This is a genomic window from Stenotrophomonas sp. 2YAF26 (assembly GCF_052114625.1).
GTDB lineage: Bacteria > Pseudomonadota > Gammaproteobacteria > Xanthomonadales > Xanthomonadaceae > Stenotrophomonas > Stenotrophomonas indicatrix.
This window is the reverse complement of sequence record NZ_JBFRFC010000027.1, coordinates 1-24050: the sequence shown is the minus strand read 5'-3', so window position 1 is coordinate 24050 and position 24050 is coordinate 1. Positions and strand designations below refer to the sequence as shown.

The following is a 24050-nucleotide window of genomic DNA, read 5'->3' as shown; positions in this document are numbered from 1 at the left end:
GGTCGCCGCCGCGCGACGGTCGCGCGGATCCTGGCGTGGGGAATGGAAATGCTTCATCGACTGGTTCCTTGCTCGCCACCCTGCCCGTGTCACGCCGGCAGCTTGAAGTCGGCGACCGAACGACGCAGGTCGGCCGCCAGCTGCGCGAGGTGGCCGATCGACTCGGCGGTCTGCCCGGCACCCTGCGAGGTCTGGCCGGTGATCTGGCGGATCACGCCCATCGTGCGGGTGATGTCCGACGCCGCCGACGACTGCTGCTGGGCGGCGATGGAGATGTTCTTGATGAGGGTGTTGAGCGCGTTGGACACGCGCTCGATCTCGGTCAGTGCGGTACCGGCGTCTTCGGCCAGGCGCGCACCGGACACCACTTCGGCGGTGGTCTGCTCCATCGAGGTGACCGCTTCATTGGTATCGGCCTGAATGGCCTGCACCAGGTTCTCGATGCGTCGGGTCGCACCGGAGGTACGTTCTGCCAGGCGCTGCACTTCGTCGGCCACGACCGCGAAACCACGACCGGCTTCACCGGCCGAAGCCGCCTGCACGGCCGCGTTCAATGCCAGGATGTTGGTCTGCTCGGAAATGTCGTTGATCAGTTCCACGATCGAGCCGATCTCCTGCGAGGATTCGCCCAGGCGCTTGATGCGCTTGGAGGTCTCCTGGATCTGGTCGCGGATCTGGTCCATGCCCTGGATGGTCTCGCGGACCACGCCGGCACCTTCGGCGGCGATCACCACCGAACGCTGTGCCACGTCGGCCGACTCGGCCGAGTTGCGCGATACCTGCTCGATGCTGGCGGCGATTTCGCCGATCCGGTCCGACGCCGAGGTGATCTGGTTGGCCTGGTGGCCGGCCGCTTCTGCCAGCTGCATCGCCGTTGCCTGCGTTTCCTGGGTCGACAGCGCGACCTTGGCCGAGGTGTCGTTGATGGTGGTCACCAGGTGGCGCAGTTCATCCACCGCGTAGTTGATGGCGTCCGCGATCGCGCCGGTCATATCCTCGGTCACCGAGGCTTTCACCGTCAGATCGCCCTCACCGAGCGAGGAGATTTCATCCAGCAGCCGCATGATCGCCTGCTGGTTGCGGCTGTTGAACTCCACCTGGGTCTGGTAGCGCAGTTCCTGCTCGCGCGAGCGGCTGCGCACATTGGTGGAGACGAAACCGATGATCGCGATCAGCGACAGCGCACCGGACACCACGCCGATCCAGAAGTTCGGGAACAGGCGGGTGTCGGACACCGAACCGAACGAGGAGAAGGCTTCGAACAGCTTGCGGCTGTCGGTCAGCATCTTCGCCGAACCCTGGCCCAGTGCGGAGGCAGCGGACTGCGCGGCGAACAGCTGGCGCGAGCTGGCCAGGATCGCGTCGGCGTCCTGCTTCATCGCCAGCCACTTCTGCTGCGACTGCTCCAGCGCAGCGACGGCGGCGGCGCCGCGCACGGCGGTGATTCCCAGATCCTCGTTGCCATTGCGCAGCGCATCGAGCACCTGCGAGAACACGGTGATGTCGCGGGCCAGCGCGTCACCGGCAGCGGCAGCAGCCGTGCCGCCGGCGCGGATTTCAGTCACGCGACGCGCCATCGAACCGGCGACCACCACCTGCTGCAGGGCGCTGTAGACCTGCGACGCCGGGGCGCCGGAGGCGGACATCGCACGCACCAGTTCGTTCAACTGGGCCTGCAGGCCCGGCACCGCACCGGAGAAGTTGTTGGCGTTGCCGGCCAGGGCCAGCACTGCCGGTTCACTGGCCACCAGCTGGCCTGCCTGCTTGCCCAGCGGCGTCCAGGTGTCGGCCAGGGTCGAGATCGCCCGGGAGACGCCCGGTTCGTTGCCGTAGCGGCCCTGCAGGGTCGACACGTTCTGTTCGATCGCGTTGCGGGTGGCCTTGAAGGCGGTGAAGGCCTGCGCGTTGCCGCCGACCGCGTCACGGCCCTGGTTGGCCAGCTGCTGCGACAGCACCTGCAGGTCCGCGGCCTTGGAACCGGCATCGGCCAGGCGGCTGCCCTGCCAGGTGGACACGCCGGTGTTCACACCGAACAGGATCATCGACAGCGCCAGCAGCGCCAGCCAGAGGTTGCTGCCGCCCAGCCGCAGCTTGCCGGACTTGGTGGCATCCGAAGCAGTACTCATCGTTCAACCTCGATTTTCAATGCAGGGGGCGATGCCCGGCCTCAGGCCGCGGCTTGCCGGAATTCAGGGGTGCGCGACAGCAGCGAGAGCGAGAACACGCCCCAGTCGTTGCCATCGGCATGGAAAGCGCGATCGACGAAGTGGCCGTAGCGTCCCTCGGCCAGTGAACCGGCCTCGATCTGCTGGGTCAGCTCGAAGCTGCGCTGGCCGAACAGTTCATCGATGGTCAGGGCGACGTCGCCACCGGCCTGGCGCATGATCAGCACGCGCTGGCCTTCCTGCTGGACGGTGCGCGCCCCTTCCAGGAAGTACTTCAGGTCGACCACCGGGAACAGGTTGCCGCGCAGGTTGCCCACGCCCAGCAGCCACGGCTGCGCGCAGGGCACCGGGGTCACCGGCGGCATCGGCACGATCTCCACCACTTCGCGGAAATCGGACACCAGCCGACGCTGGCCAACACGGAAACCGACGCCACGCCACAGGTCCTGGGCGAACTGCCGCCCGGGCAGCTGCACCGCGTGGGCCAGGCTGCGCCGTTCGTAGGCTTCAAGAATGTCGAAGGGCGAGCGCATCAGGCCACCAGCTCGTTGATCCGGGCGATGAGTTCTTCCTCGCGCGGCGGCTTGACGATGTAGTCGGCGGCGCCCTGGCGCAGCCCCCAGGCCTTGTCGGTTTCCATCGCCTTGGTGCTGACGATGATGACCGGAATGTGCTTGATTGCTGCGTCGCGGGCCATCGCCCGGGTCGCCTGGAAACCGCTCATGCCCGGCAGCACCACGTCCATCAGGACCAGCTGCGGCACCTGGTCGCGGACCAGCTGCAGGCCTTCTTCGGCGTTGTCCGCTTCCAGCACCTCATGGCCGGCACGGCGCAGCCATTGGGTGAACACCGCGCGGTCGGTCGGTGAATCCTCGATCAGGACGATACGAGCCATTGTGCCTTTCCCCCCTGGTCAGGCGTTGACGTACGTGCGGATGGCACCCAGCAGTTCTTCGCGCGTGAATGGCTTGGTCAGGTATTGCTCCGAGCCGACGATGCGCCCCCGCGCCTTGTCGAACAGACCATCCTTGGACGACAACATGATCACCGGGGTCGCCTTGAACAGCTGGTTTCCCTTGATCAGTGCGCAGGTCTGGTAGCCATCCAAGCGCGGCATCATGATGTCGACGAAGATGATCTGCGGCTGCTGGTCGGCAATCTTGGCCAACGCCTCGAAACCGTCCGTCGCGGTCACTACTTCGCAGCCTTCGCGCTTCAGCAGTGTTTCCGCAGTCCTGCGGATGGTCTTCGAGTCATCGATGACCATCACCCGGAGTCCTGCGAGCTCCCCGCCCGCAGTCGTGTTTTCAGTCATTGCCATTCCCCAAGCGCACGGCCCAATCTTTGGCGGGAGCCGCTGCGAAAGCGTATCTATATCGCACTTCCCGCGCCCGCTTCAAGGGCGGTCCGTGGCGCGGGGCGTGGCGCCGGGCTGAACGTGACCGGATTGGCAATCACTGCGCAGCCCGGCAAGGGACGCTGCGTTGCACATCGCCGGGGAGGCGCACGGCCGGCGTTGCCGCTACCATCAACGCCTTGCCTGACAGGTGCACCCATGCCGTTGAACGTCATCGTGGTGATGGACCCCATCGCCCACATCAAGATCGCCAAGGACACCACGTTCGCCATGCTGCTGGAAGCCCAGCGCCGCGGCCATGCCCTGCACTACGTGCGCCCGGGCGGGCTGGCGCTGGAAGGCGGGGTGGCCGTGGCCTGGACCGCCCCCCTGCAGGTGCGCGACGACCCGGCCGGCTGGTACGAGCTGGGCGCATTCAGCCGGACCGAATTCGGTCCCGGCCAGATCGTGCTGATGCGCAAGGACCCGCCGGTCGACGCCGAGTATGTCTACGACACCCAGGTGCTGGATGTCGCTGCCGCCGCCGGTGCGTGCGTGGTCAACAACCCGCAGGGCCTCCGCGACTACAACGAGAAGCTGGCCGCGCTGCTGTTCCCGCAGTGCTGCCCACCGACCCTGGTCAGCCGCGACGCCAAGGCACTGAAGGCCTTCGCACTGGAACACGGCCAGGCGGTACTGAAGCCGCTGGATGGCATGGGCGGCCGCTCGATCTTCCGCAGCGGCCAGGGCGACCCCAACCTGAACGTGATCCTGGAAACGCTGACCGACGGCGGCCGCAAGCTCGCCTTGGCCCAGAAGTTCATTCCCGACATCACCGCCGGCGACAAGCGCATCCTGCTGGTCGATGGCGAGCCGGTCGATTACTGCCTGGCGCGCATTCCGCAGGGCGATGAGTTCCGCGGCAACCTGGCCGCCGGTGGCCGCGGCGAAGGCCGTCCGCTGAGCGAACGCGACCGCTGGATCGCCGCCCAGGTCGGCCCGGAAATGAAGCGTCGCGGCATGCGTTTCGTCGGCCTGGACGTCATCGGCGACTACCTGACCGAGGTCAACGTGACCAGCCCGACCTGCGTGCGCGAGCTGGACGCGCAGTACGGCCTGAACATCGCCGGCACCCTGTTCGACGCGATCGAGGCCGATCTGCACTGATGGATGCCGCACCTGCCGTCCTCGCCCCGCCGCCGCGCGAAGCGCAGCGGCTGGGCGCCACCATCGCCCTGTCGGTGCTGGTGCACGCCCTGCTGATCCTCGGGGTCGGCTTTGCCGTGAAAGGCGACGCGCCACTGGTGCCGACCCTGGAAGTGATCTTCAGCCAGACCCGCACCGCGCTGACCCCGAAGCAGGCCGATTTCCTGGCTGCCGCCAGCCAGGAAGGCGGTGGCGAGCACGATCGTGCGCAGCGCCCCCGCGACAACCAGGCCGGCATCGTGCCGCAGGCCCAGTCCGGCATCAGTCCGGTACCCCAGCAGCAACAGTCGGCAGCACCAGTGCCACCACCGCAGGCGCGGGTGGTCAGCAGCCGCAATGGCCAGGACACCGTGGCCGTGGCGCAGTCGCGCCCTACCCCGCTGCAACCAACACCGGATGCTCCGATGACCGCGCGCGAACAGCGCGATGCTGAAATGGCGCGGCTGGCGGCGGAAGTGCACCTGCGTTCGGCGCAGTACGCCAAGCGCCCGAACCGGAAATTCGTTTCGGCCAGCACGCGCGAATACGCCTACGCCAATTACCTGCGTGCGTGGGTGGACCGCGCCGAGCAGGTCGGCAACCTGAACTACCCCGACGAAGCACGGCAGCGCCGGCTGGGGGGACAGGTGGTGATCAGCGTGGGGGTACGCCGCGACGGCAGCGTGGAAAGCAGCCGGGTGTTGAAGTCCAGCGGCACGCCGCTGCTGGACGAGGCCGCGCTGCGGGTGATCCAGCTGGCGCAACCGTTCCCGCCGTTGCCCGACAGCGAAGACCAGATCGACATCCTGCAGGTCACCCGCACGTGGGTGTTCCTGCCCGGTGGCGAACTGCGCGACGACCGGTAAGGTTTTCTGCCCGGGCCTGCGGCCCGGGACCCGCTGCAAGCAACAGCAACGGCAACTGCAACGGCAAGATCAAGAGCGGCGGTTGGGCTGTTCGGTTTGGCGGGGCGGTGTGGGCTTGCAGGACACGCCGTAAACCCATCCATGGGGGCTCGATGGCGCCATCCATGGCGCCAACGGTCCTGCAAGCCCACACCGCCCCACCCCTGACAGATCGCGGCGCATCTTTGCTGTTGGTAGCTGTCGACCTTGGTCGACACGATGCATCCACGCCATGCCTGCACGGTAGATCCACGCCATGCGTGGATGCGAGCGAAGCGACCGGCKTTTGAYTTTGATTTTGTTCTTGATTCTCCGTGGCGGACGCGCACGGAAACTATCCGTGGCCGGGCGGGTGGGCTGCGCAGGGGCGTAAGCGCCATGGATGGCGCGCCCGAGCCTACAGGGACGTATTCACGGCGTCCCCTGCGTAGCCCACCCGCCCGGCCAACCCACGGCTTCTGCTTTCAGCGACCCACCACCCGCCACGAGGGGCTCAGCCGTTGGCCTTCGCCTTGGCATCCCGCGCCGCCTGCTGCTCGACCAGCGTCAGCGCCACGTTGTCACGCAGGTACGCCGGCTCGACCTTCTCCGGCGCAATGCCTTCGCCGCGCGCGAACGCCGGTACCGCCAGTGCCAGCACATCCGCTGCACGCGGCAGCGCCGTCGCATCGAAGCGGCGCAGGCCAGCCCCCAGTTGCGCGACCAGCGCGCCCTCGGCCGCGGCAAACCCGGTGCCGACGCCGTAGACGGACGCGGCTTCCGGCAACGACACCGCCGCCGGCACGCACACGCGCTCGGCATCCCGCGCCACCGGCAGTCCATCCACGCGCTCGAAGCGCGCCACGTACAACTCGCCCATCCGCGCATCGATCGCCGACAGGATCTGGTTCTCTTCCACCGGCGCGCGCAGCGCCAGCACCTGCAGCGTCGACACCGGCAACAACGGCCGATCCAGCGCCAGCGCGATGCCCTGCGCCAACGCGATCGCCAAGCGCACACCGGTGAACGCACCGGGACCACGGCTGAGCGCGATGCCGTCCAGCTGGCGGCGGCTGATGCCGGCCTCGGCCAGCAGCTCCTCCGCCCACGGCAGGCTCAGTTCGGCATGCCGGCGGGGGGCGATCTCGAAGCGTTCCAGTACCTGCCCATCCACATGCAGGGCTACGGAACAGGCTTCGGTGGCGGTTTCAAAGGCGAGCAGTTTCATCGGATCGGGTCAGAACAGGGGGAACGTGGCGCCGGGAGCCGGCTCCGGCCCCGCCACGGCGGCGGTCGGGGCAGCAGCATCTGCCACGGGCGCCCATTGTGGCGCAAAGAAGGCCTGCACATCGGCCAGGGCCCGGGTTCGCCGGAACGGCGGCAGCGACTGCAGGAAGACCTTGCCATAACCCCGGTTGAGCAGGCGCGGGTCGCACAGCACCAGCACGCCACGGTCGGTCTCGCTGCGGATCAGGCGGCCAACGCCCTGCTTCAGGGCAATCACCGCCTGCGGCAACTGCTCGTCGCGGAAGGGATTGCCGCCCTGGGTGCGTATGGCATCCAGCCGCGCTTCGTACACCGGATCATCGAGCGTGGCGAAGGGCAGCTTGTCGATCACCACCACGCTCAATGCCTCGCCGACCACATCCACGCCCTCGCGGAAGCTGGCCGAGCCCAGCAGCACGCCATTGCCGGATTCGCGGAAACGCTGCAGCAGGGTCGCGCGCGGCGCTTCGCCCTGCACGAACAGCGGCCAGGGCCCATCACGCAGCGCCTCGGCCGCCTCGCGCAGCGCACGATGCGAAGCAAACAACAGGAACGCCCTGCCCTGCGACGCCTGCAGCACCGGACGCAGCACCTGGATCAGCGTGGTTCCGAAACCGCGCGCAGCCGGATCCGGCAGGCCTTCAGGCAGGTAGCACAGTGCCTGCTCGGGCCAGTTGAACGGACTGGGCTGTACCAGCGTCTGTGGATCATCCAGGCCCAGGCGCGTGGCGATGTGCTCGAAGCCGCCGCCAACGGTCAGCGTGGCGGAGGTGAAAATCCACGCTGCATGGCTGCGCTCGCGATGTTCGCGCAGCGGCGCGGACACATCCATCGGCGTGCGCTGGCAGCGGAAACCGCGCGCGGTCAGTTCATACCAGAGCACGTCACCAGCGGCGGCGGTCGCTTCTGCAGGATCGGCATCGAAGTCGAGCGCGGGTTCTTCATCCCCCAGCCAACGGCCCAGCCGCGAAATCGCCTCACGTGCGCGCGCATGGCAGGCATCCAGGCCAGCAGCGGCTTCGCGCAGCGGTTGCAATGCCTGCTCCAGCACCACCAGGCTGGACATCACCGCATCGAAACCCTCGCGTACCTGCGGCATCGCCAATGCCCGCCACTGCGTGCCGCGCGCGGGCAGCCCCTCCATCGCAGCTCGCAGCGCAGACAACGCCTGCTGCAGATGATCGACCGGTTCCTGCAGTGCCGACTGTGCGCCACCCACGCCGCGCGCTTCAACCAGGCAGTCACGGCCCAGTTCCTGCCAGGGGCGCATGCCGAAGCCCTCGCCGAAGAACTGCGCGGCCAGTTCGGGCAACTGATGGGCCTCGTCGATGACGAAGGCCTGCGCACCGGGCAGCAGTTCGCCGAAGCCCTCCTGCTTCAGCGCAAGATCGGCCAGCAGCAGGTGGTGATTGACCACGACCAGGTCGGCGGCCTGGGCACGCTGGCGGGCCCGCACGACGAAGCAGTCCTCCCAGAACGGACACTCGTTGCCCAGGCAGTTGTCGACGGTGGAAGTGACCATCGGCAGCAGCGGCGAGTCGTCGGCCAGGCCATCAAGTTCGGCGATATCGCCCGAATCCGAGCGACCGGACCACGCCAGGATGCGCTGGAACTGTGCCGCCTGTTCGGGGCTGGAAAAGCGCGGTTCACCGCGTGCCTGCTGCAGGCGATAGCGGCACAGGTAGTTGCTGCGTCCCTTCAGCAACGCGCTGCGCAGGCCGACGCCCAGCGCTTGGCGCACGCGTGGCAGGTCACGGTGGTAGAGCTGGTCCTGCAGCGCGCGCGTGCCGGTGGAAATGATGGTGCGCATTCCGGACAGCAGCACCGGCACCAGATAGGCAAAGGTCTTGCCGGTGCCGGTACCGGCTTCGGCGAGCAGCAGGTCGCGCTGCTGCATCGACGCGGCAATGGCCTCGGTCAGGCGCAGCTGCGCAGGACGCGGAACGAACGCGTCCAGATGGGAGGCGAGCGCGCCGCCTTCGCTGAGGGCTTCGCGGCTGGCATGGACAAGGTCGGACATCAGGTGGAAAGGATACCCGGCCGGGCGCTGCCCGGCACCCGTTTCAGGCCAGAACACAAGCAAAAGCAACGGCAACAGCGTTTGTTCATGGCTCTGGGTTGTACTGAGGGCTGGCGGGGGGCTGTGGGTTTGCGGGGACGCCGTAAACCCATCCCTGGGGGTTTGGCCGCGGCATCCATGCCGCGGACACCCCGCAAACCCACAGCCCCGCCTTCGACAGTTTCCCGTTGACGGAATGCAAAGGCAGGGCGGAAGCGGTTGGTGTAACTGAGAAAGTAGAAGGGGTCGGATCCGTTTTCCTGCGGAAACGGATCCGACCCAGCAGCGAGTGCGCGCAGCGCGCGACCCGCTATTGATTTTCTTTTTCTTTTCCGTGGCTGACCGCACACGGAAACTGTCRGRGGYCGGGCRGGKTGGGTKCGCGGGGGTGTCCGCGGCATGGATGCCGCGGCCAAGCCCCCAGGGATGGGTTCACGGCGTCCCCCGCGAATCCAACCTGCCCGGCCCAGCGCGGCTTTTGCGCGACCAGGCAGCCAGCCACGAGGGGCTGCGCCGTTGGCTGGAAACTCAGTACCGCTTGATCCCCGGCACCGTGCAGCCTTCAATCTGCGCGTGCGCGGACACCGCATTCTCCTTCTCGCCCCGCGCCAGGCGCGCCTGCTCGATCGTCGCCCAGTGCCGACGGCACAACGGCCCCGTCTTCGAGCCAAGGTCCACAGCCTTGCGTGCGAACGTTTCCGCCTCCGCCCACTGGCCCTGCAGCAGCGCCAGTTCCGCGCGTTCCTGCAATACCGACGGATCACCGGCCACGATCTGCAACGCCTGGTCCAGGCTGCCGGCCGCGCCAGCCAGATCATTGGCCTTGCGCTGGGTCAGCGCCGTCTGCCGCAGATCCTCAACCTGGGAATCGCGCAGTGGCTGCACCGACAGTTCCTTGTCATCCGGCCCGGCTGCGGCTTCCACGGCTGCCAGCCGCTGTGCGGGCGTGGTGGTATCCACCGGCTTGACCACCTGCGGCGCGCTGCTCACGCAGGCCGCCAGGGCCAGGCTGAGGCCACTCAGGACCAAGGGCTGGAACAGCGAACGGATAGTCATCGGCATCATCGGCTTGGAGGAGGAGTCGCTGCAGCGGGTGCTGCGGCAGGTTCAGCAGCGGGTTCGGGCTTACGGTCAAGGCCGAACCAGCTGCGCCAGCCGCCGCCCTCGCCTTCCGCACCGCCCTGCGCGTCCGGCAAGGCCGCCGGTGCGCAAGGTTCATACGCAGGCGCATAGCCCACCACGAACGGGAAGCGGCGGGCACCCGGGCACCCTTCATCGGTGCTGTTGGTTCCCGTAGCGGCAACCGGCTGCCAGTCGAGGCCCTTGTTGCTGACCTTCAACGGCGCCGTCGGCAGGCGCTGGAAGATGCCCGACCACACCCGCATCGCGCCGGTGGCGCCGTACAGGCCAGCCTGTTCGTTCTGATCGTTGCCCATCCAGATCACCGCCAGGTGATCGCCGGTGTAACCGGCATACCAGCTGTCGCGGCCATCGTTGGTGGTGCCGGTCTTGCCGGCCGGCTGCAGGCGGCCCAGGCCATCGGCGTTCAAACGCTGCGCGGTACCACTGGCCACCACCTGCTGCAGGCCGATGCTGATCAGGTTGGCGGCAATCGAGTCACCTTCCTGTGCCGGTGCAGGGGTCTTGTCGTAGCGCTTGAGCAGCTTGCCCTGCGGATCAAGGACGCCACGCACCGCGTGCAGCGGCTGGATCTCGCCGCCCGATGCCAGGAACTGGTACAGCTGCGCCATCGCGTACGGGCTCTGGTCGGTCGAGCCGAGGATCACCGCCGGGTTCGCCTCGGCCTTGATGCCGGCCAGCACGTGGATCAGCTGCGTCACCCGTTCCGGGCCGACCTGCATGCCCACCCGTACCGTCGCCTGGTTGTAGGAGTGGGCGAGCGCATCGATCAGGCGCACGGTGCCGTGGCTGCGGTTGTCCGCATTGCCGGGGTTCCAGTTGCGGCCGCGGCTGAGCTGCACGGTCACCGGTGAATCATCGACCCAGCTGGCCAGCGAATAGCGGTCCGGCTGCGCGAGCGCGAGCAGGTACACGAACGGCTTGAGCAGCGAGCCGACCGGGCGCTGCGCCTCGATGGCACGGTTGAAGCCGACCTCGGACACTTCGCGGCTGCCGATCACCGCCACCACGTCACCGTTGTGCACGTCGGTCATCACCAGGCCGGCCTGCAGCTCGGGGCGACGCTTGCTTTCCAGCGACTTGATGGTGCGCGTGACCGCGCCTTCGGCATAGGCCTGTGCGGACGGCGACATACCACTCATCACGCTCAGGCCGGCGCCCTGCAGGGCCGATTCCGGATAGTCGTGGGCAAGCTGGCGACGCACCAGGTCGACGTAGGCCGGGAAGCGGTTGGCCGCCACCAGGCCCGGGGTCTTGGGCACGCCCAGCGGCGCCTTCAACGCACGCTGGTACTCGGCATCATCGATCAAGGTCGCCTCGTGCAGTTTGCCCAGCACGAAGTTGCGACGGTCCAGCGCCCGCTCGGGATTACGCCGCGGGTCGTAGTAGGACGGCCCCTTGACCAGGCCGATCAACAGCGCGATCTGCTCGGTTTCCAGCGAGGAGAGATCGCGGCCGAACCAGAACTCGGCACCGGAGGACATGCCGTGGATCGCCTGGCTGCCGCGCTGGCCCAGATACACCTGGTTGAGGTACGCCTCGAAGATGGTGCGCTTGTCATAGCGCGCTTCCATGATCAACGCATACAGCACCTCGTTGAACTTGCGGGTGACGGTCTGTTCCTTGCCGATTCCCAGCAGGCCGCTGCGGGCCAGCTGCTGGGTCAGGGTGGAAGCACCCTGGCGGCTCTGCCCACCGGAGCGGACAGTCACCCAGACCGCGCGTGCGATGCCGGACAGATCGATGCCGTGATGGCGGTTGAAGTCCTTGTCCTCGACCGCCTGCAGGCCAGTGACCAACAGGTCCGGGGCCTCGTTCATGCGGATCAGGCGGCGCTCTTCCTGCTTCTGCCCATACAGCGTGGCGATGCGCGCAGGATCCATGCGGGCTGCCTTCAGCGCCTTGCGGCTGTCGGCGTCGCGCAGCGAGGCGATGCTGCCGCCGGACAGCGACAGCTCGACCCGGCGCGCAGCAACGTGGCCATCGACATCGTTGTAACCGCGGCTGGAGATGACGAAGCGCCCGCCCTGCACCGCATAGGTTGCCGGATCCTTGCCCTGGCCATCATCGCGATAGGCCGAGGCGGCCAGTTCGGTCTTCAGGGTTGCCGCATCCATCGCCTTGCCGGGCATCAGCACCAGCGGGCGTGCATAGACGCGCGTCGGGATCTGCCAGCGCAGTTCACCGAAGCGCTGCGTCACCTGTTGGTTCAGGTACAGCGTATAGGGGATCAGGAAACCCAATCCCAACGCGACCGCCGCCATGCTCCAGGTGATCAGCCGGCGGCGCCAGAGCGGACCGGTGTCCTGCTGGTCGTCGTCGTCGAAATCGTCGATATCGTCTGAATCGTAGCGTCGGGGCACGGGAATGCGACAATGTAGGGTCTGGCGAGTCTACCCCAGCCGCTGCGGCAGGCGAATTCTCCCGGCCCCCCTGCTTAAGCTGGAGTTGCAACCGGATGGCGATGTCCCTGGCCGAAATCCGCTACCTGATCAATCGCCTGACCGGCTTGGCCCGCCGCAGCCTGGCCAGCCTGCGCACCCGCGGCTGGCGGGCCACATGGCAGCGGATCCGGGTCCACGCCCAGCGCGCGGTGCCGGCACCGCGCAAGCCGCTCTACCTGCCACCGGCACAGCCGTTCGCTCCCTTTGCGGTGCCCACCAGCGATACCCCGGACGTCAGCATCGTCATTCCGGTGTACAACCACGTCGACCATACCCTGGCCTGCCTGCGCGCCCTGGCCGCGCACCCGCCGTCGGTGGCCTGCGAAATCCTGGTGGTGGACGACGGCAGCAGCGACGCAACGGTGCAGTGGATGCCGCAGATCAGTGGCCTGCGCTACGAAGTCCGCGAGCACAACGGTGGTTTCATCGAGGCCTGCAACGATGGCGTGTCGCGCACGCGCGGCCACTATGTGGTGCTGCTCAACAACGATACCGTGCCGCAGCCGGGCTGGCTGGAGGCATTGCTGGACACCTTTGCGACCGTCGCCGATGCCGGTCTGGTCGGCAGCCAGCTGCTGTACCCCGACGGCCGCCTGCAGGAATCGGGCGGGGTGATCTTCAGCGATGGCAGCGGCTGGAGCTACGGCCGTTTCGAAGCCGCCGATGATCCCCGCTTCGCCAGCCTGCGCGACGTCGATTACTGCTCCGGCGCCGCGCTGATGCTGCCGCGTGCCCTGTGGCAGCAGCTGGGCGGTTTCGACACCCGCTACAAGCCCGCCTACTACGAAGATACCGACCTGGCCTTCCGCGTGCGGGCACAGGGCCTGCGCGTGCTGGTGCAACCGGCCAGCCGGGTGATCCACGATGAAGGCACCAGCAATGGCACCGATACCGGCAGCGGCGTGAAGGCCTACCAGTTACGCAACCAAGGTATTTTCGCAGCCAGATGGGCCGCTGAACTGGCCTCCCATCCGAAGCTCGGCGAGGTACCTTCGCCGGCGCTGCTGCTGCGCGGCCGTCGCCAGGTGTTGATCCTGGATGAGGAAGTGCCGCGCCCGGAGCGCGACTCCGGCTCGCTGCGGCAGGTCAACCTGATCCGCCTGCTGCTGCAGGGCGGCGCCCACGTGGTGTTCGTGCCCACCCGGCGCGAACACGGCGGCGTGGCGACCGAAGCCCTGCAGCGGATGGGCGTGGAAGTCTGGTATACGCCCTTCCTGGACGGTGTTGCAGGCTGGCTGCGCAGCCACGGCACCCGCTTCAACGTGGTGATGATGGTGCGCCACCACGTCGCCAATGAATGCCTGCCGCTGCTTGAGCGCTATGCGCCGCAGGCCCGCACCGTGTTCGACACCGTCGACCTGCACTACCTGCGCGAACGCAGGGGTGCGGAAGTGGCGGGCGATGCTGGCCTGCTGCGCAACGCCGAACGCACCCGCGCCAGCGAACTGGCAGTGATGGACCGGTGCGACATCACCGTGCTGGTCAGCGCCGCCGAGCGCGAACAGCTGCAGGCCGATGCGCCCCAGGTCCGGGTGGAGCTGATCTCCAACCTGCATGAGGTCGCCGGCACGGGTGCACCGTTCGCGCAGCGCCACGACCTGGTGTTCGTCGGCGGCTTCCGCCATCCGCCGAACCTGGATGCGATGGAGTGGTTCATCGGCGATGTGTTCCCGCACGTCCGCGCGGCGCTGCCGCAGGTGCGCCTGCATTGCATCGGTGCCGGTGCACCGGACACGCTGCTTGCCCTGGCAGCCAACCAGCCGGGCGTAGTGATGCATGGCTTCGTCGAAGACATCGTTCCGTACATGGACGGTGCCCGGATCGCCATCGCGCCGCTGCGTTTCGGCGCCGGCGTGAAGGGCAAGATCAACCTGAGCATGGCCCATGGCCAGCCCGTGGTCGGCACCACCTGCGCGGTGGAAGGCATGCACCTGCGTGCCGGCCAGGACGTGCTGGTGGCCGACGATGCAGCGGGCTTTGCCGATGCGGTGGTCCGCCTGTACCAGGACCCTGTGCTCTGGCAGCAGCTGGCCGCCGCTGGCTTGGCCAACGTGGCCGAACATTTCTCGCTGGATGCCGCATCGGCAACCGTGCAGCGGGTGTTCTTCGACTAGTCGATGTGGCCGCCTGCGTGCCGCAGGCGGTCCTCGAACGCGGCAAGCTCGGCCAGATCCGGCTGCAACCGCCGCACCTGCTCCACGGCCGAGGCGGCAAATTCCACATCACCACGACCCAGCCGTTCGCTGCCGATCGCCAGCCAGCGCTGGGCCAGGCGGGAACGCGCATCGGGCAATCCTGCGGCCGTCGGCGCCAGGGTCTGCCACGCTTGCAGGCAGGCACCTGCGGCCTGCACCCGGTTCTGTCGCAGGTTGTCATCGAAACAGGACCTGCTGGCGGGCAGCAGGCGCGCTGCCGCCGCCTTGACCCGGCTGTCGCGCGGTGCCAGTGCCTGCGCTTCGCGCAGCGCATCGAAGGCGCTGTGCCCGGGGGGGGTGATCCACTGCCCGGCACGCTCGGCGCGATCGATCTGGCGCAACCGATCACGCAGCTGGCGCTCACGCTGGGCAGCGCTGATGCCCGGCTGCTGCAACGACTGGCGTGCCTGCCGCGCACGCTGCAGGCGCTGTGCAAGCTGCTGCTGCGCCGCTTGCGAGGCACCCAGACCTGCCGCCAGCGCAGCATCCTTGTCGGCCGCCTCGAACTGGAAATCGTCGGCCCGCTTCTGGCTGCGCGCCAGCAATGCCTGCACGGTCTGCTCGCGCCCACGCAGTGCAGTGGGATCATCGGACGTGACCGCCAGCACGGCCTGGAAACTATCCGCAGCCGTCTCAAGCTGCTGCCGTTTTAGCGCACGCTGACCCTGCTGCAGCCGTTGATCGACGGCCTGGGAGAGCGCTTCCTGGCTGGCAGGAAGCTCGGAATGACCTGCATCGAACTGACGTGCGCGCTGCAGGATCACAGCCGCCGTGGCCAATTCGCCGCGCGCGGCCTGTGCACGCGCCTGCTGCAGCAGGTCGCTCAATGCATCCTCGCGACCTTCCAGCGCAGGCAGGTTGTCCGGCTGCAGCGTCAGCACCCGCTGGAACAACGGCAACGCACTGCTGTCGCCGTCGTCCAGCCGCCCCGCTGCAAAGGCATTGCGGGCCTGCGCAAGCAAGGCGCCGATGCCAGCCCCAGCACGACGACGCGCCTGCAGTTGCTGGGCCACCGCGTCTGCCTCGGCACGCGGCACCTGCAGCTCACGCGCCAACGCCAGCGCCTGCGCGCAGCCGTCCAGGTCGCCCGCCTGCAGCCGCTCGCGTGAGTGCTGCAGCGCTGCCGCACCGGTTCGGGCCAAGCCCTGTCGTGCCTGCGGACGGTCGCCATCCAGGGCCAGTACCGCCTGATAGCGTTCTCGCGCGCCGCTGCCGTCGCCCGCGGTCAAGCGACCTTCTGCCAGCGCGCGATCGCCCTCGGCCAGCAGTTGCTCTATCTGTGGCTCATCCCAGAACCAGTCCGCCAGCGGTTTGCGCACCAGCACCAGCAGCACGAACACGGCTGCAGCCGTCAACAGCGCCCAACGCCACACCCGGCGTGCATGGCGCGCCTGCAGCCACCACCAGCGGCTTTCACGGCGAACGCGATCGAGCGCCGGATGTGCGGCGCCGTGTGAGCGATGCGGGGGCTCGCGTTCCATGCGTGCAGGGTAGCCGGGGCAGCGTGAAGCTCAGCCCAGACGACGCGCCTCGCTGACGCCGGGCAACGCATCGAGCTTGCCCAGCAGATTCGACAGCTGGCCGTAGTCGCTGACCTTCAGCCGCAGGCGCAGATGCGCGCGGCCACTGTTGCGGACGTTGTCGCTGTGGATGTCCAGCACGTAGGCGTCTTCCTGTGCGATCAGGTTGGTGATGTCCTTCAGCAGCCAGCGGCGGTCCACTGCGTCGACCACCACGTCCACTTCATAGCCACCGCCGGCCTGGCCCCATTCCACCGGCAGGATCCGCTGCGGGCTGGTCGCAGCCAGCCGCGCCAGTGCCACGCAGTCTGCACGATGCACCGTGACACCCCGGCTACGGGTCAGGTAGCCGACAATCGGTTCGCCCGCCACCGGCTGGCAGCAACGCGCCAGCTGCACCAGCAGGTTGCCCACGCCCTGTACGGTGAACTTGGACTTGCCCAGGTTCTCGCGGCGCGCGGTCGGCCGCGGCAATGCCGACGTCGGCGCCGGCTGGCTGGCCGCACGCTCGGCTTCCAGCAGCGAACGGCTGACCTGGTTGGGGCCGGTATCACCCAGGGCGACCTGGATGTAGAGGTCGTCGACACTGTCGGCATGGAACTTCTTCGCCGCCGCGGACAGGTCCGAATGCTGCAGGCCCAGCCGCTTCAGTTCGCGCTCCAGCAGCTCGCGCCCTGCCTGCACGTTGCGCGCACGGTCCAGCTTGTGGAACCAGCTGCGCACCTTCTCGCGCGAGCGGTTGCTGGCCAGGAAGCCGTTGGCCGGCATCAGCCAGTCGCGGCGCGGGTCGGCCTCCTTGCCGGTGAGGATCTCGACGCGATCCCCGCTGCGCAGGCGGTAGGTCAACGGCACGATGCGGCCGTTGACCTTGGCCCCACGGCAGCGGTGCCCGACCATGGTGTGCACCTGGTAGGCAAAATCCAGCGGTGTTGCGCCCTGCGGCAGGTCCAGCACCTCGTCCTTCGGGGTCAGCGCGTAGACACGGTCTTCGGTCAGCTCGGCATCAAGCGCCCCGGCCAGTTCATTGCCCTGCCCGTCCTGCGCCTGCTCCAGCAGCTGCCGCATCCAGGTGATCTTGCGATCGAACGACTTCTCCGCGCCCTTGCCGCCTTCCTTGTACTTCCAGTGCGCGGCCACGCCCAGCTCGGCCTGCGCGTGCATGTCGTGGGTGCGGATCTGCACTTCGATGGTGCGCCCTTCCGGGCCAACCACCGCCGTGTGCAGCGAGCGGTAATCGTTGGCCTTGGGCCGGGCGATGTAATCGTCGAACTCGCTCGGCACCGGTGCCCACAGCGCATGCACCACGCCGAGCGCGGCGTAACAGGCGGCGACGTCGTCGACCATCACCCGTACCGCACGGATGTCATACAGCTGGTCGAAAGCCAGGCGCTTCTTCTGCATCTTCCGCCAGATGCTGTAGATGTGCTTGGGCCGGCCGCTGACCTCGGCGCGGATGCCCTGCACGCCCAGTTCGCGCGACAGCACCTTTTTCACATTCTCGACATAACGCTCGCGGGCGATGCGGGTTTCGTCGACCTCACGCGCGATGCGCCGGTAGGTTTCCGGCTCCAGGTGACGGAAGGCCAGGTCTTCCAGCTCCCACTTCAACTGCCAGATGCCGAGCCGGTTGGCCAGCGGCGCATGGATGTCGCGGGTCAACTGGGCCAGCGCGCGGCGCTGCTCCTCATCGAGCTTGTCGGCCGCGCGCATGCGCGCCAGCTGCCGGGCCAGCAGGATCGGTACCACCCGCAGGTCGCGGATGATGGCCAGCAGCAACCGGCGCAGGCCTTCGCTGTTGCGGCCGGCCTCGCGACCGGCATGCAGTGCCCAGACGGGATCGGCCGCATCCTGTCCATCGAGCAGGCCGATCACCGCCGCTTTGTGGCTGCCCAGCGGCAGTGCATCGAGATGGACGCGCAGGCCCGGCAGATCGAACAGCAGGGCCGCCACCACGGCACCCTCGTCTGCCGAGAGCATCGCCAGCGCGTCCAGGGTATCGCCCAGCACCGACCAGCTGGCACGCATCTGCGGGTCGCAGTCGGGCGCTTCCCAATGCCCGCGCAGGGCCTGGCGCAGCGGAGCCGGCAGCACGGCTGCCGAGGGGCGGTTCAACAAGGCATCCAGGCCGGGGACGGAAGCGCGGTTCACAGCATCGAGCAGGCAAGACAGAAGCCCCTACACTAGCGCCGCAGCCGTTCAGGAACAATCGCCGCGGCCAGCATCGCCGGGAATGTGGACATGCCGCTACACTCGCCGACATCCACGGGAGAGTTCCGCATGCCTTCGATCACCCTGCCTTTCCGCCCTCGCCTGCTGGCCTGTGCCGCCGTGCTGCTGTCCCTGTCGGCGCCCGCGCTGGCCCAGCGCGTGGTGCAGGGCGACCTGCAGCAGCAGATGTCGCCGGCCGAATTCAAGGCCGCAGGCCTGGACAAGCTCAATGCCGCCGAGCTGGCCACGCTCAACCGCTGGCTGCAGGGCAAGGTTGAAGCCGCCACCACCGAGGCGGTCGCTGCGGTGCGCGAAGAAGCGCGTGAGGAAGGCCGCCAGGAAGTGATCGTGAAGAACCGCGGCTTCTTCGACTTCGGCAGCAACGAACCGATCAGCGGCGTGCTGCAGGGCGAGTTCCGCGGTTTCGGCAAGGGCCGGATCTACGTGCTGGACAATGGCCAGCAGTGGGAACAGACCGATACCACCTCGGTTTCCGGCGTACGCAAGCAATCGCCGAAAGTCAGCATCAGCCCCGGGGTGATGGGCGTGTGGTACCTGAAGGTCGAAGGCGTGAACACCCAGCCCAAGGTCCGCCGCACCAAGTAACGGCCTGGCTTTGCTGTAGAGCCAAGCCAACGATTGGCGACAACCTGCTGCGCCACGTCCCGCAGTAGATCCACGCCATGCGTGGATGCCATTCCGCTTGACCCCGCCAGCCAGTACCCGGCGGGGTCAGCCCAGGGGTTACGAGGCCTGGCGCAGTGCGGTCACCCGCTGTGCCAGTTTCTTCGCCGAAACGCCGGTGCGTGCGCCCAGTTCCTGGGCGAACAGCGATACCCTCAGCTCTTCCAGGTCCCAGCGTAATGCCTGCCACTGCGGCCGTTCGCGCAGGCCCTGCTGCTCGCCCACCTGCAACGCCTCCAGGAACGGGTGCAGTTCCAGCATGCGCGCCTGGTCACGCGGGGGATCGCGCTTGGCGCGTTCGGTGCGCAGGATCATCGCTTTCAGGTAGCGCGGGTACTGCGCCAGGGCGTCGGCCGGCGTGTCGCGCAGGAAGCCGGGATGGATCAGCCCAACCAGCTGCGCTTCCATGTCATCCAGATTGCCGCGCGCCCAGCCCATCAACGGTGCTTCCAGCATCGGCTTCAATTCGGCCACCAGGGCAAGGATCGTCTCGGCCAGCTTCAACCGCTGCATGGCCTCGCCGAACAGCGTTTTTGCGGCGTGCTCGCGACGCTGTTCGAACGCCGCCGCATCGCGGATATCGCTCAGGCCGTCGGCCAGCACGGCATTCAGCGCCGCATCGACCAGATCGCCACGCAGGCGTTCCTGGGTTTCGATCGAGGCGTACAACAGGCCGGTTTTCGCTGCTACCGGCAACTGCTTGCGTGCCTGTTTGATCTTCTCGCCCAGGCCGATCTCCAGCAGTCGACGCACGCCCAGCGGGTGTGCTTCCTCGGCCTGTTGGCGATCAGCAAAGATGCGTAGTGCAACGCTGTCACCCTCATCCTTCAGCGCGGGATAGGCCGGCACGCCGGCCTCGCCCGGTACCTGCAGCGGAATCGGCGAGGCCGGGAACGTGCGCAGGCCATCGGCCGCCATCTCGCGCCCGGCACGTGCGGCGAACGCATCGCCGGCACGGCCACCGAACTTCGCACGCAGCACATCGAGGTCGCGCGAGGTTGCCAGCACCTTGCCCTGCTCATCGCGCAGGCGCAGGTTCATGTGCAGGTGCGGCTCGATTGAACCGGGCTCGAAATCGATCGCGGCCACCGTTGCCCCGGTTGCCCGTGACAGGAAGCGCGCCAGCTCACCGGTGATCGCATCGGCACTGGGCTGCGGGAACGCTTCGTAGAACGCGCGCGCGAAATCCGGCGCCGGCACGTAGTTGCGCCGCATCGCCTTGGGCAGGCTGCGGATCAGCGCGGCCGCCTTGTCGGCAACGAAACCGGGCGCCAACCATCCCAACTGCACCGCATCCAATGCATTGAGCAGGTGCAGCGGGACGTCCAGTGTCACGCCGTCATCTTCGGCCCCGGGTTCGAAGCGGTAGTGCAGCGGCAACCGCGCCTGGCCCAACGCCAGGTACTTCGGGTAGCGCTCCTGCTCGCTGCCTTCGCCCGGCAGCAGATCCACCAGCGACCAGTGCAGGCCCTTGCGCTGTTCCGGCGGCAACGCCTTCCACCACGCATCCAGCCCTGACGCGGAGTGGATCTGCGGCGGCACCCGGTCCAGGTACCAGCGTGCCTGCCAGTCCTCGTCGGCAACGATGCCGGCACGGCGCAGCTTGGCTTCTTCCTCGCGTGCCTGCTCCAGCACCTTCTGGTTGTCGGCCACGAAGCTGGCGCGGGTGTTGATCTCACCGGTCACCAGTGCCTGGCGCACGAAGATGTCATGCGCCTCGCCGGCGTTGATGCGGCCGTAATGCACCGGCTTCTTCGGCGCCAGCACCAGCCCGAACAGGCTGATCTGCTCGGAGGCCAGCACCTGGCCCTGCGCACGCGACCAATGCGGGTCGAAGTGCTTGCGCAGCAGCAGGTGCGGCAGTTCGGCAATCACCCAGTCCGGCTCGATCGCCGCCAGGGTCATGCCCCAGACCTTCTGCGTATCCAGCAGGTTGGCTGCCAGCAGCCAGGGTGGCGGCCGCTTGGACAGCGTCGAACCAGGGAACGGCAGGAAACGGCGTTGGCGCGGCGCCTGGAAATCGCCCTTCTCGCTGCGATGGCCGATCTGCGTGGGCAGCCCCGCCACCAAGGCCCGATGCAGGGTCTGGTACGCCGTGGCGCGAACGCGTTCGCTGTAACCACCGCCGTCGGGCGCCTGGTCCTTCTGCGCACGGGCGGCGACCGGCGCGGGCGCCGTTTCGGCCTTGCCCTCGCGGGCCAGGCGCGCGGCACGGTGCAGCTGGCCACGGGTCGCCTTCACCGCAGCAGCATCATCGCGCGCCGGAGCCGGCGCACTGCTGCCGGCCAGCAGCGGTGCCATCGATGCCTCGTTGGCCTCTTCCTTCCAGCCCAGTTCCTCGCACAGCAGGCGCAGCTGCCGATGCAGCTCGCGCCATTCACGCATGCGCAGGAAGCCGAGGAAGTGGCGGCCGCACCAGTCGCGCAGCTTGGACTGGGTCAGATCCTCATGGGACTGGCGATAGGCGTCCCACAGGCGCAGTACACCGACGAACTCGGAGCGGCCATCGGCGAACTGCGCATGTGCGTTGTCGGCCGCGCCGCGCGCCTCGGGCGGTCGCTCGCGCGGATCCTGGATGCCCAGGAACGAGGCGATCACCAGCATCGGTCGCAGGCAGCCCGCGGCCTGCGCCGCCACCAGCATGCGCGCCAGTTTCACGTCCACCGGCAGGCGCGCCATCTGCTTGCCGATCGCGGTCAAGTGGCGCTCGCTGTCGATCGCCCCCAGCTCGGTCAGATGCTGCCAACCATCGGCGACGGCCCGCTCATCCGGCGCCTCAAGGAACGGGAAGTCCTCGATGCGGCCCAGGCCGAGCTGCAGCATGCGCAGGATCACCCCCGCGAGGCTGGAACGACGGATTTCCGGATCGGTGAACTCCGGCCGCGCCTGGAAATCGGCCTCGGCATACAGGCGATAGCAGATGCCCTCGGCCACGCGGCCACAGCGGCCCTTGCGCTGGTTGGCACTGGCCTGCGAGATCGGCTCGATGTGCAGCCGGTCCAGTTTGTTGCGCGGGCTGTAACGCTTGACGCGGGCGAAACCGGGGTCGACCACATAACGGATGCGCGGCACCGTCAACGAGGTCTCGGCAACGTTGGTGGCCAGCACGATGCGCCGGTTCGGGCCGGGATTGAACACGCGGTCCTGGTCCTGGTTGGACAGCCGCGCGTACAGCGGCAGCACTTCGGTATTGCGGTACTTGCGCCGCTCCAGCGACTGGTGCGCATCGCGGATCTCACGCTCGCCCGGCAGGAAGATCAGCACGTCGCCACGGGAATCCAGGCGGGTGATTTCGTCGATGGCCGCAACGATCGCATCGTTGACCGTGCGTTCGCCCTGGTCTTCGCCCTCGCCTTCCAGCGCGCGATAGCGCACCTCGACCGGATAGGTACGGCCTTCGACGCTGATCACTGGCGCATTGTCGAAATGCTGGGCGAAGCGCTCGGTGTCGATGGTCGCCGAAGTGACGATCAGCTTCAGGTCCGGGCGCTTGCGCAGCAGCTGTTTGAGATAGCCAAGCAGGAAGTCGATGTTGAGGCTGCGTTCGTGCGCTTCGTCGACGATGATCGTGTCGTAGTTCGACAGCCAGCGATCGCTGGCGATCTCGGCCAGCAGGATGCCGTCGGTCATGAACTTGATGCGGGTGTCTTCGCCGACCTTGTCGTTGAAGCGCACCTGGTAGCCCACCAGCTGGCCCAGCTCGCTCTGCAGTTCCTGCGCGACACGGCTGGCCACCGCACGTGCGGCGATCCGGCGCGGCTGTGTGCAGCCGATCATGCCGGCTTGGCCACGGCCGGCGGCCAGGCACAGTTTCGGTAGCTGGGTGGTCTTGCCCGAGCCGGTTTCACCGGCGATCACCACCACCTGATGGTCGCGGATCAACTGGGTGATGGTCTCGGCTTCACGCGCAATCGGCAGCTGTGGGTCCAGAGTAATGGCCGGCTGTTGTTGCGCCCGCGCCTGCCGGCGCTGCACCGAAACCTGCAAGGCCTGCTCGAAACTGGCGGCCAACGCCGCATCCTGTGGCTTGGCCTGGCAACGCGAGAGCATTCCCAGCAATCGTCCACGGTCGCGGCTCATGGCGCCGTCGATGGCGGCACGCTGTTGGCGCTGGCGGGACTGCGGCATTTTGTCGATAGCGTTCATCAATCGGTTCGTTTAAAACTTTGAATGCGACCAGTCATCACGACTGATTTATTGTGAAGGCCAACGATTCCACAAGGAGGAACCCCATGGCGAAGACCAAGAGCACGACCAAGCCCAAGACCGGCAAGCAGAAGCTTGCGGCTTCCGCGCCGTCGGCCCCCAACATCGATATCGGGATCACCCAGGGCGACCGCAAGAAGATCGCCGACGGTTTGGCGCGGTTCCAGGCCGATGCGTTCACGCTCTACCTGAAGACCCACAACTTCCACTGGAATGTCACCGGCTCGATGTTCAACTCGCTGCACACCATGTTCGAGACCCAGTACACCGAACAATGGGCGGCACTGGACGATGTGGCCGAGCGCATCCGCGCACTGGGCTTCAATGCCCCGGGCTCCTACCGGGAATTTGCTGCGCTGACCTCGATCGTCGAGGAGCCGGGCCTGACCGACAGTGCGGACTGGCGTGAAATGGTACGCCAGTTGGTGGTCGCCAACGAAGCGGTATGCCGTACGGCACGTGAAGTGCTGGATGTGGCCGACGACGCTGACGACGCCCCGACCGAGGATCTGATGACCCAGCGCCTGCAGACCCACGAGAAATACGCGTGGATGCTGCGCTCGCTGCTCCAGTAAAGGTTTTGGGTGGTTCGGCAGGGCTGCGCCCTGCACCTGCAGAGGCAACGGCAACGGCCGAAGCAAAAGCTGGTTTCCTGAGGGTTGGCGGGGTGGGTCCGGTTGCGGGGGACGCCGTGAATACGTCCCTGTAGGCTCGGTCGCGCCATCCATGGCGCTCACGCCCCCGCAACCGGACCCACC

At 67.6% G+C, this 24050-nt stretch carries 16 protein-coding genes; 5 read left to right on the top strand and 11 right to left on the bottom strand.

Annotated elements, in window-relative coordinates; translation table 11 throughout:
- Positions 1–89 precede the first annotated feature (89 nt).
- From AB4Y98_RS19930 to pilG, 4 genes are read right to left on the bottom strand one after another with little or no spacing between them, the layout of a single operon-like run.
- Entirely contained in the window at positions 90–2126 is a 2037-nt protein-coding gene (locus AB4Y98_RS19930; protein ID WP_312108306.1) for a methyl-accepting chemotaxis protein, read from the bottom strand.
- A 41-nt stretch (positions 2127–2167) separates the two neighbouring features.
- A complete protein-coding gene (locus AB4Y98_RS19925) occupies positions 2168–2698 on the bottom strand; it encodes a chemotaxis protein CheW (RefSeq protein ID WP_025877750.1) in 531 nt (176 codons plus the stop codon).
- Positions 2698–3060 carry a response regulator gene (locus AB4Y98_RS19920; protein WP_049466295.1) on the bottom strand — a complete coding sequence of 121 codons (363 nt, stop codon included), beginning with the start codon at positions 3058–3060 and terminating at the stop codon, positions 2698–2700. Before AB4Y98_RS19920 ends, AB4Y98_RS19925 begins: the two co-directional genes overlap by 1 nt.
- A gap of 18 nt (positions 3061–3078) precedes the next feature.
- Positions 3079–3480, bottom strand: coding sequence for a twitching motility response regulator PilG (pilG, locus tag AB4Y98_RS19915; protein ID WP_005418455.1), 402 nt, complete (start codon positions 3478–3480; stop codon positions 3079–3081).
- A 240-nt stretch (positions 3481–3720) separates the two neighbouring features.
- Between pilG and gshB the strand changes: the two genes are divergently transcribed.
- Positions 3721–4668 (top strand): glutathione synthase, encoded by a 948-nt coding sequence (gene gshB, locus AB4Y98_RS19910; protein WP_180166096.1) that lies wholly within the window; start codon positions 3721–3723, stop codon positions 4666–4668.
- Positions 4668–5552 carry an energy transducer TonB family protein gene (locus AB4Y98_RS19905; protein WP_312787528.1) on the top strand — a complete coding sequence of 295 codons (885 nt, stop codon included), beginning with the start codon at positions 4668–4670 and terminating at the stop codon, positions 5550–5552. Before gshB ends, AB4Y98_RS19905 begins: the two co-directional genes overlap by 1 nt.
- 532 nt (positions 5553–6084) lie before the next feature.
- Here the strand turns inward: AB4Y98_RS19905 and tsaB are convergent.
- The 4 genes from tsaB to mrcB form a co-directional block, all read right to left on the bottom strand.
- Positions 6085–6798 carry a tRNA (adenosine(37)-N6)-threonylcarbamoyltransferase complex dimerization subunit type 1 TsaB gene (tsaB, locus tag AB4Y98_RS19900; RefSeq protein ID WP_428704319.1) on the bottom strand — a complete coding sequence of 238 codons (714 nt, stop codon included), beginning with the start codon at positions 6796–6798 and terminating at the stop codon, positions 6085–6087.
- Between the two features lie 9 nt (positions 6799–6807).
- Positions 6808–8856 (bottom strand): ATP-dependent DNA helicase, encoded by a 2049-nt coding sequence (locus tag AB4Y98_RS19895; RefSeq protein WP_442245006.1) that lies wholly within the window; start codon positions 8854–8856, stop codon positions 6808–6810.
- Positions 8857–9423: 567 nt separating this feature from the next.
- Positions 9424–9960: a hypothetical protein gene (locus AB4Y98_RS19890; protein ID WP_080150494.1), complete on the bottom strand. Its 537-nt coding sequence runs from the start codon at positions 9958–9960 to the stop codon at positions 9424–9426.
- The gene (gene mrcB, locus AB4Y98_RS19885; RefSeq protein ID WP_442245005.1) at positions 9957–12398 is read right to left on the bottom strand and encodes a penicillin-binding protein 1B; all 2442 of its coding nucleotides are present in this window, start codon (positions 12396–12398) and stop codon (positions 9957–9959) included. Before mrcB ends, AB4Y98_RS19890 begins: the two co-directional genes overlap by 4 nt.
- A gap of 95 nt (positions 12399–12493) precedes the next feature.
- Here mrcB and AB4Y98_RS19880 point away from each other — a divergent pair, with 95 nt between their 5' ends.
- Complete coding sequence (locus AB4Y98_RS19880) at positions 12494–14593, top strand: glycosyltransferase (RefSeq protein WP_442245004.1); 2100 nt, start codon at positions 12494–12496, stop codon at positions 14591–14593.
- Here the strand turns inward: AB4Y98_RS19880 and AB4Y98_RS19875 are convergent.
- Both AB4Y98_RS19875 and AB4Y98_RS19870 read right to left on the bottom strand, forming a co-directional pair.
- Positions 14590–16155 (bottom strand): hypothetical protein, encoded by a 1566-nt coding sequence (locus tag AB4Y98_RS19875; protein ID WP_442245003.1) that lies wholly within the window; start codon positions 16153–16155, stop codon positions 14590–14592. The genes AB4Y98_RS19880 and AB4Y98_RS19875 overlap by 4 nt on opposite strands.
- A 30-nt stretch (positions 16156–16185) precedes the next feature.
- Positions 16186–18342: a bifunctional (p)ppGpp synthetase/guanosine-3',5'-bis(diphosphate) 3'-pyrophosphohydrolase gene (locus tag AB4Y98_RS19870; protein ID WP_099843383.1), complete on the bottom strand. Its 2157-nt coding sequence runs from the start codon at positions 18340–18342 to the stop codon at positions 16186–16188.
- 129 nt (positions 18343–18471) lie between these two features.
- Here AB4Y98_RS19870 and AB4Y98_RS19865 point away from each other — a divergent pair, with 129 nt between their 5' ends.
- A complete protein-coding gene (locus AB4Y98_RS19865; RefSeq protein WP_176019856.1) occupies positions 18472–19008 on the top strand; it encodes a hypothetical protein in 537 nt (178 codons plus the stop codon).
- Between the two features lie 138 nt (positions 19009–19146).
- Here the strand turns inward: AB4Y98_RS19865 and hrpA are convergent, their stop codons facing one another.
- Positions 19147–23232, bottom strand: a complete 4086-nt coding sequence (gene hrpA / locus AB4Y98_RS19860; RefSeq protein WP_442245002.1) for an ATP-dependent RNA helicase HrpA — start codon at positions 23230–23232, stop codon at positions 19147–19149.
- A gap of 86 nt (positions 23233–23318) precedes the next feature.
- On the opposite strand from hrpA, the gene AB4Y98_RS19855 reads away from it, so the two are divergent.
- Positions 23319–23867 (top strand): Dps family protein, encoded by a 549-nt coding sequence (locus AB4Y98_RS19855; RefSeq protein WP_025879374.1) that lies wholly within the window; start codon positions 23319–23321, stop codon positions 23865–23867.
- Positions 23868–24050 lie beyond the last annotated feature (183 nt).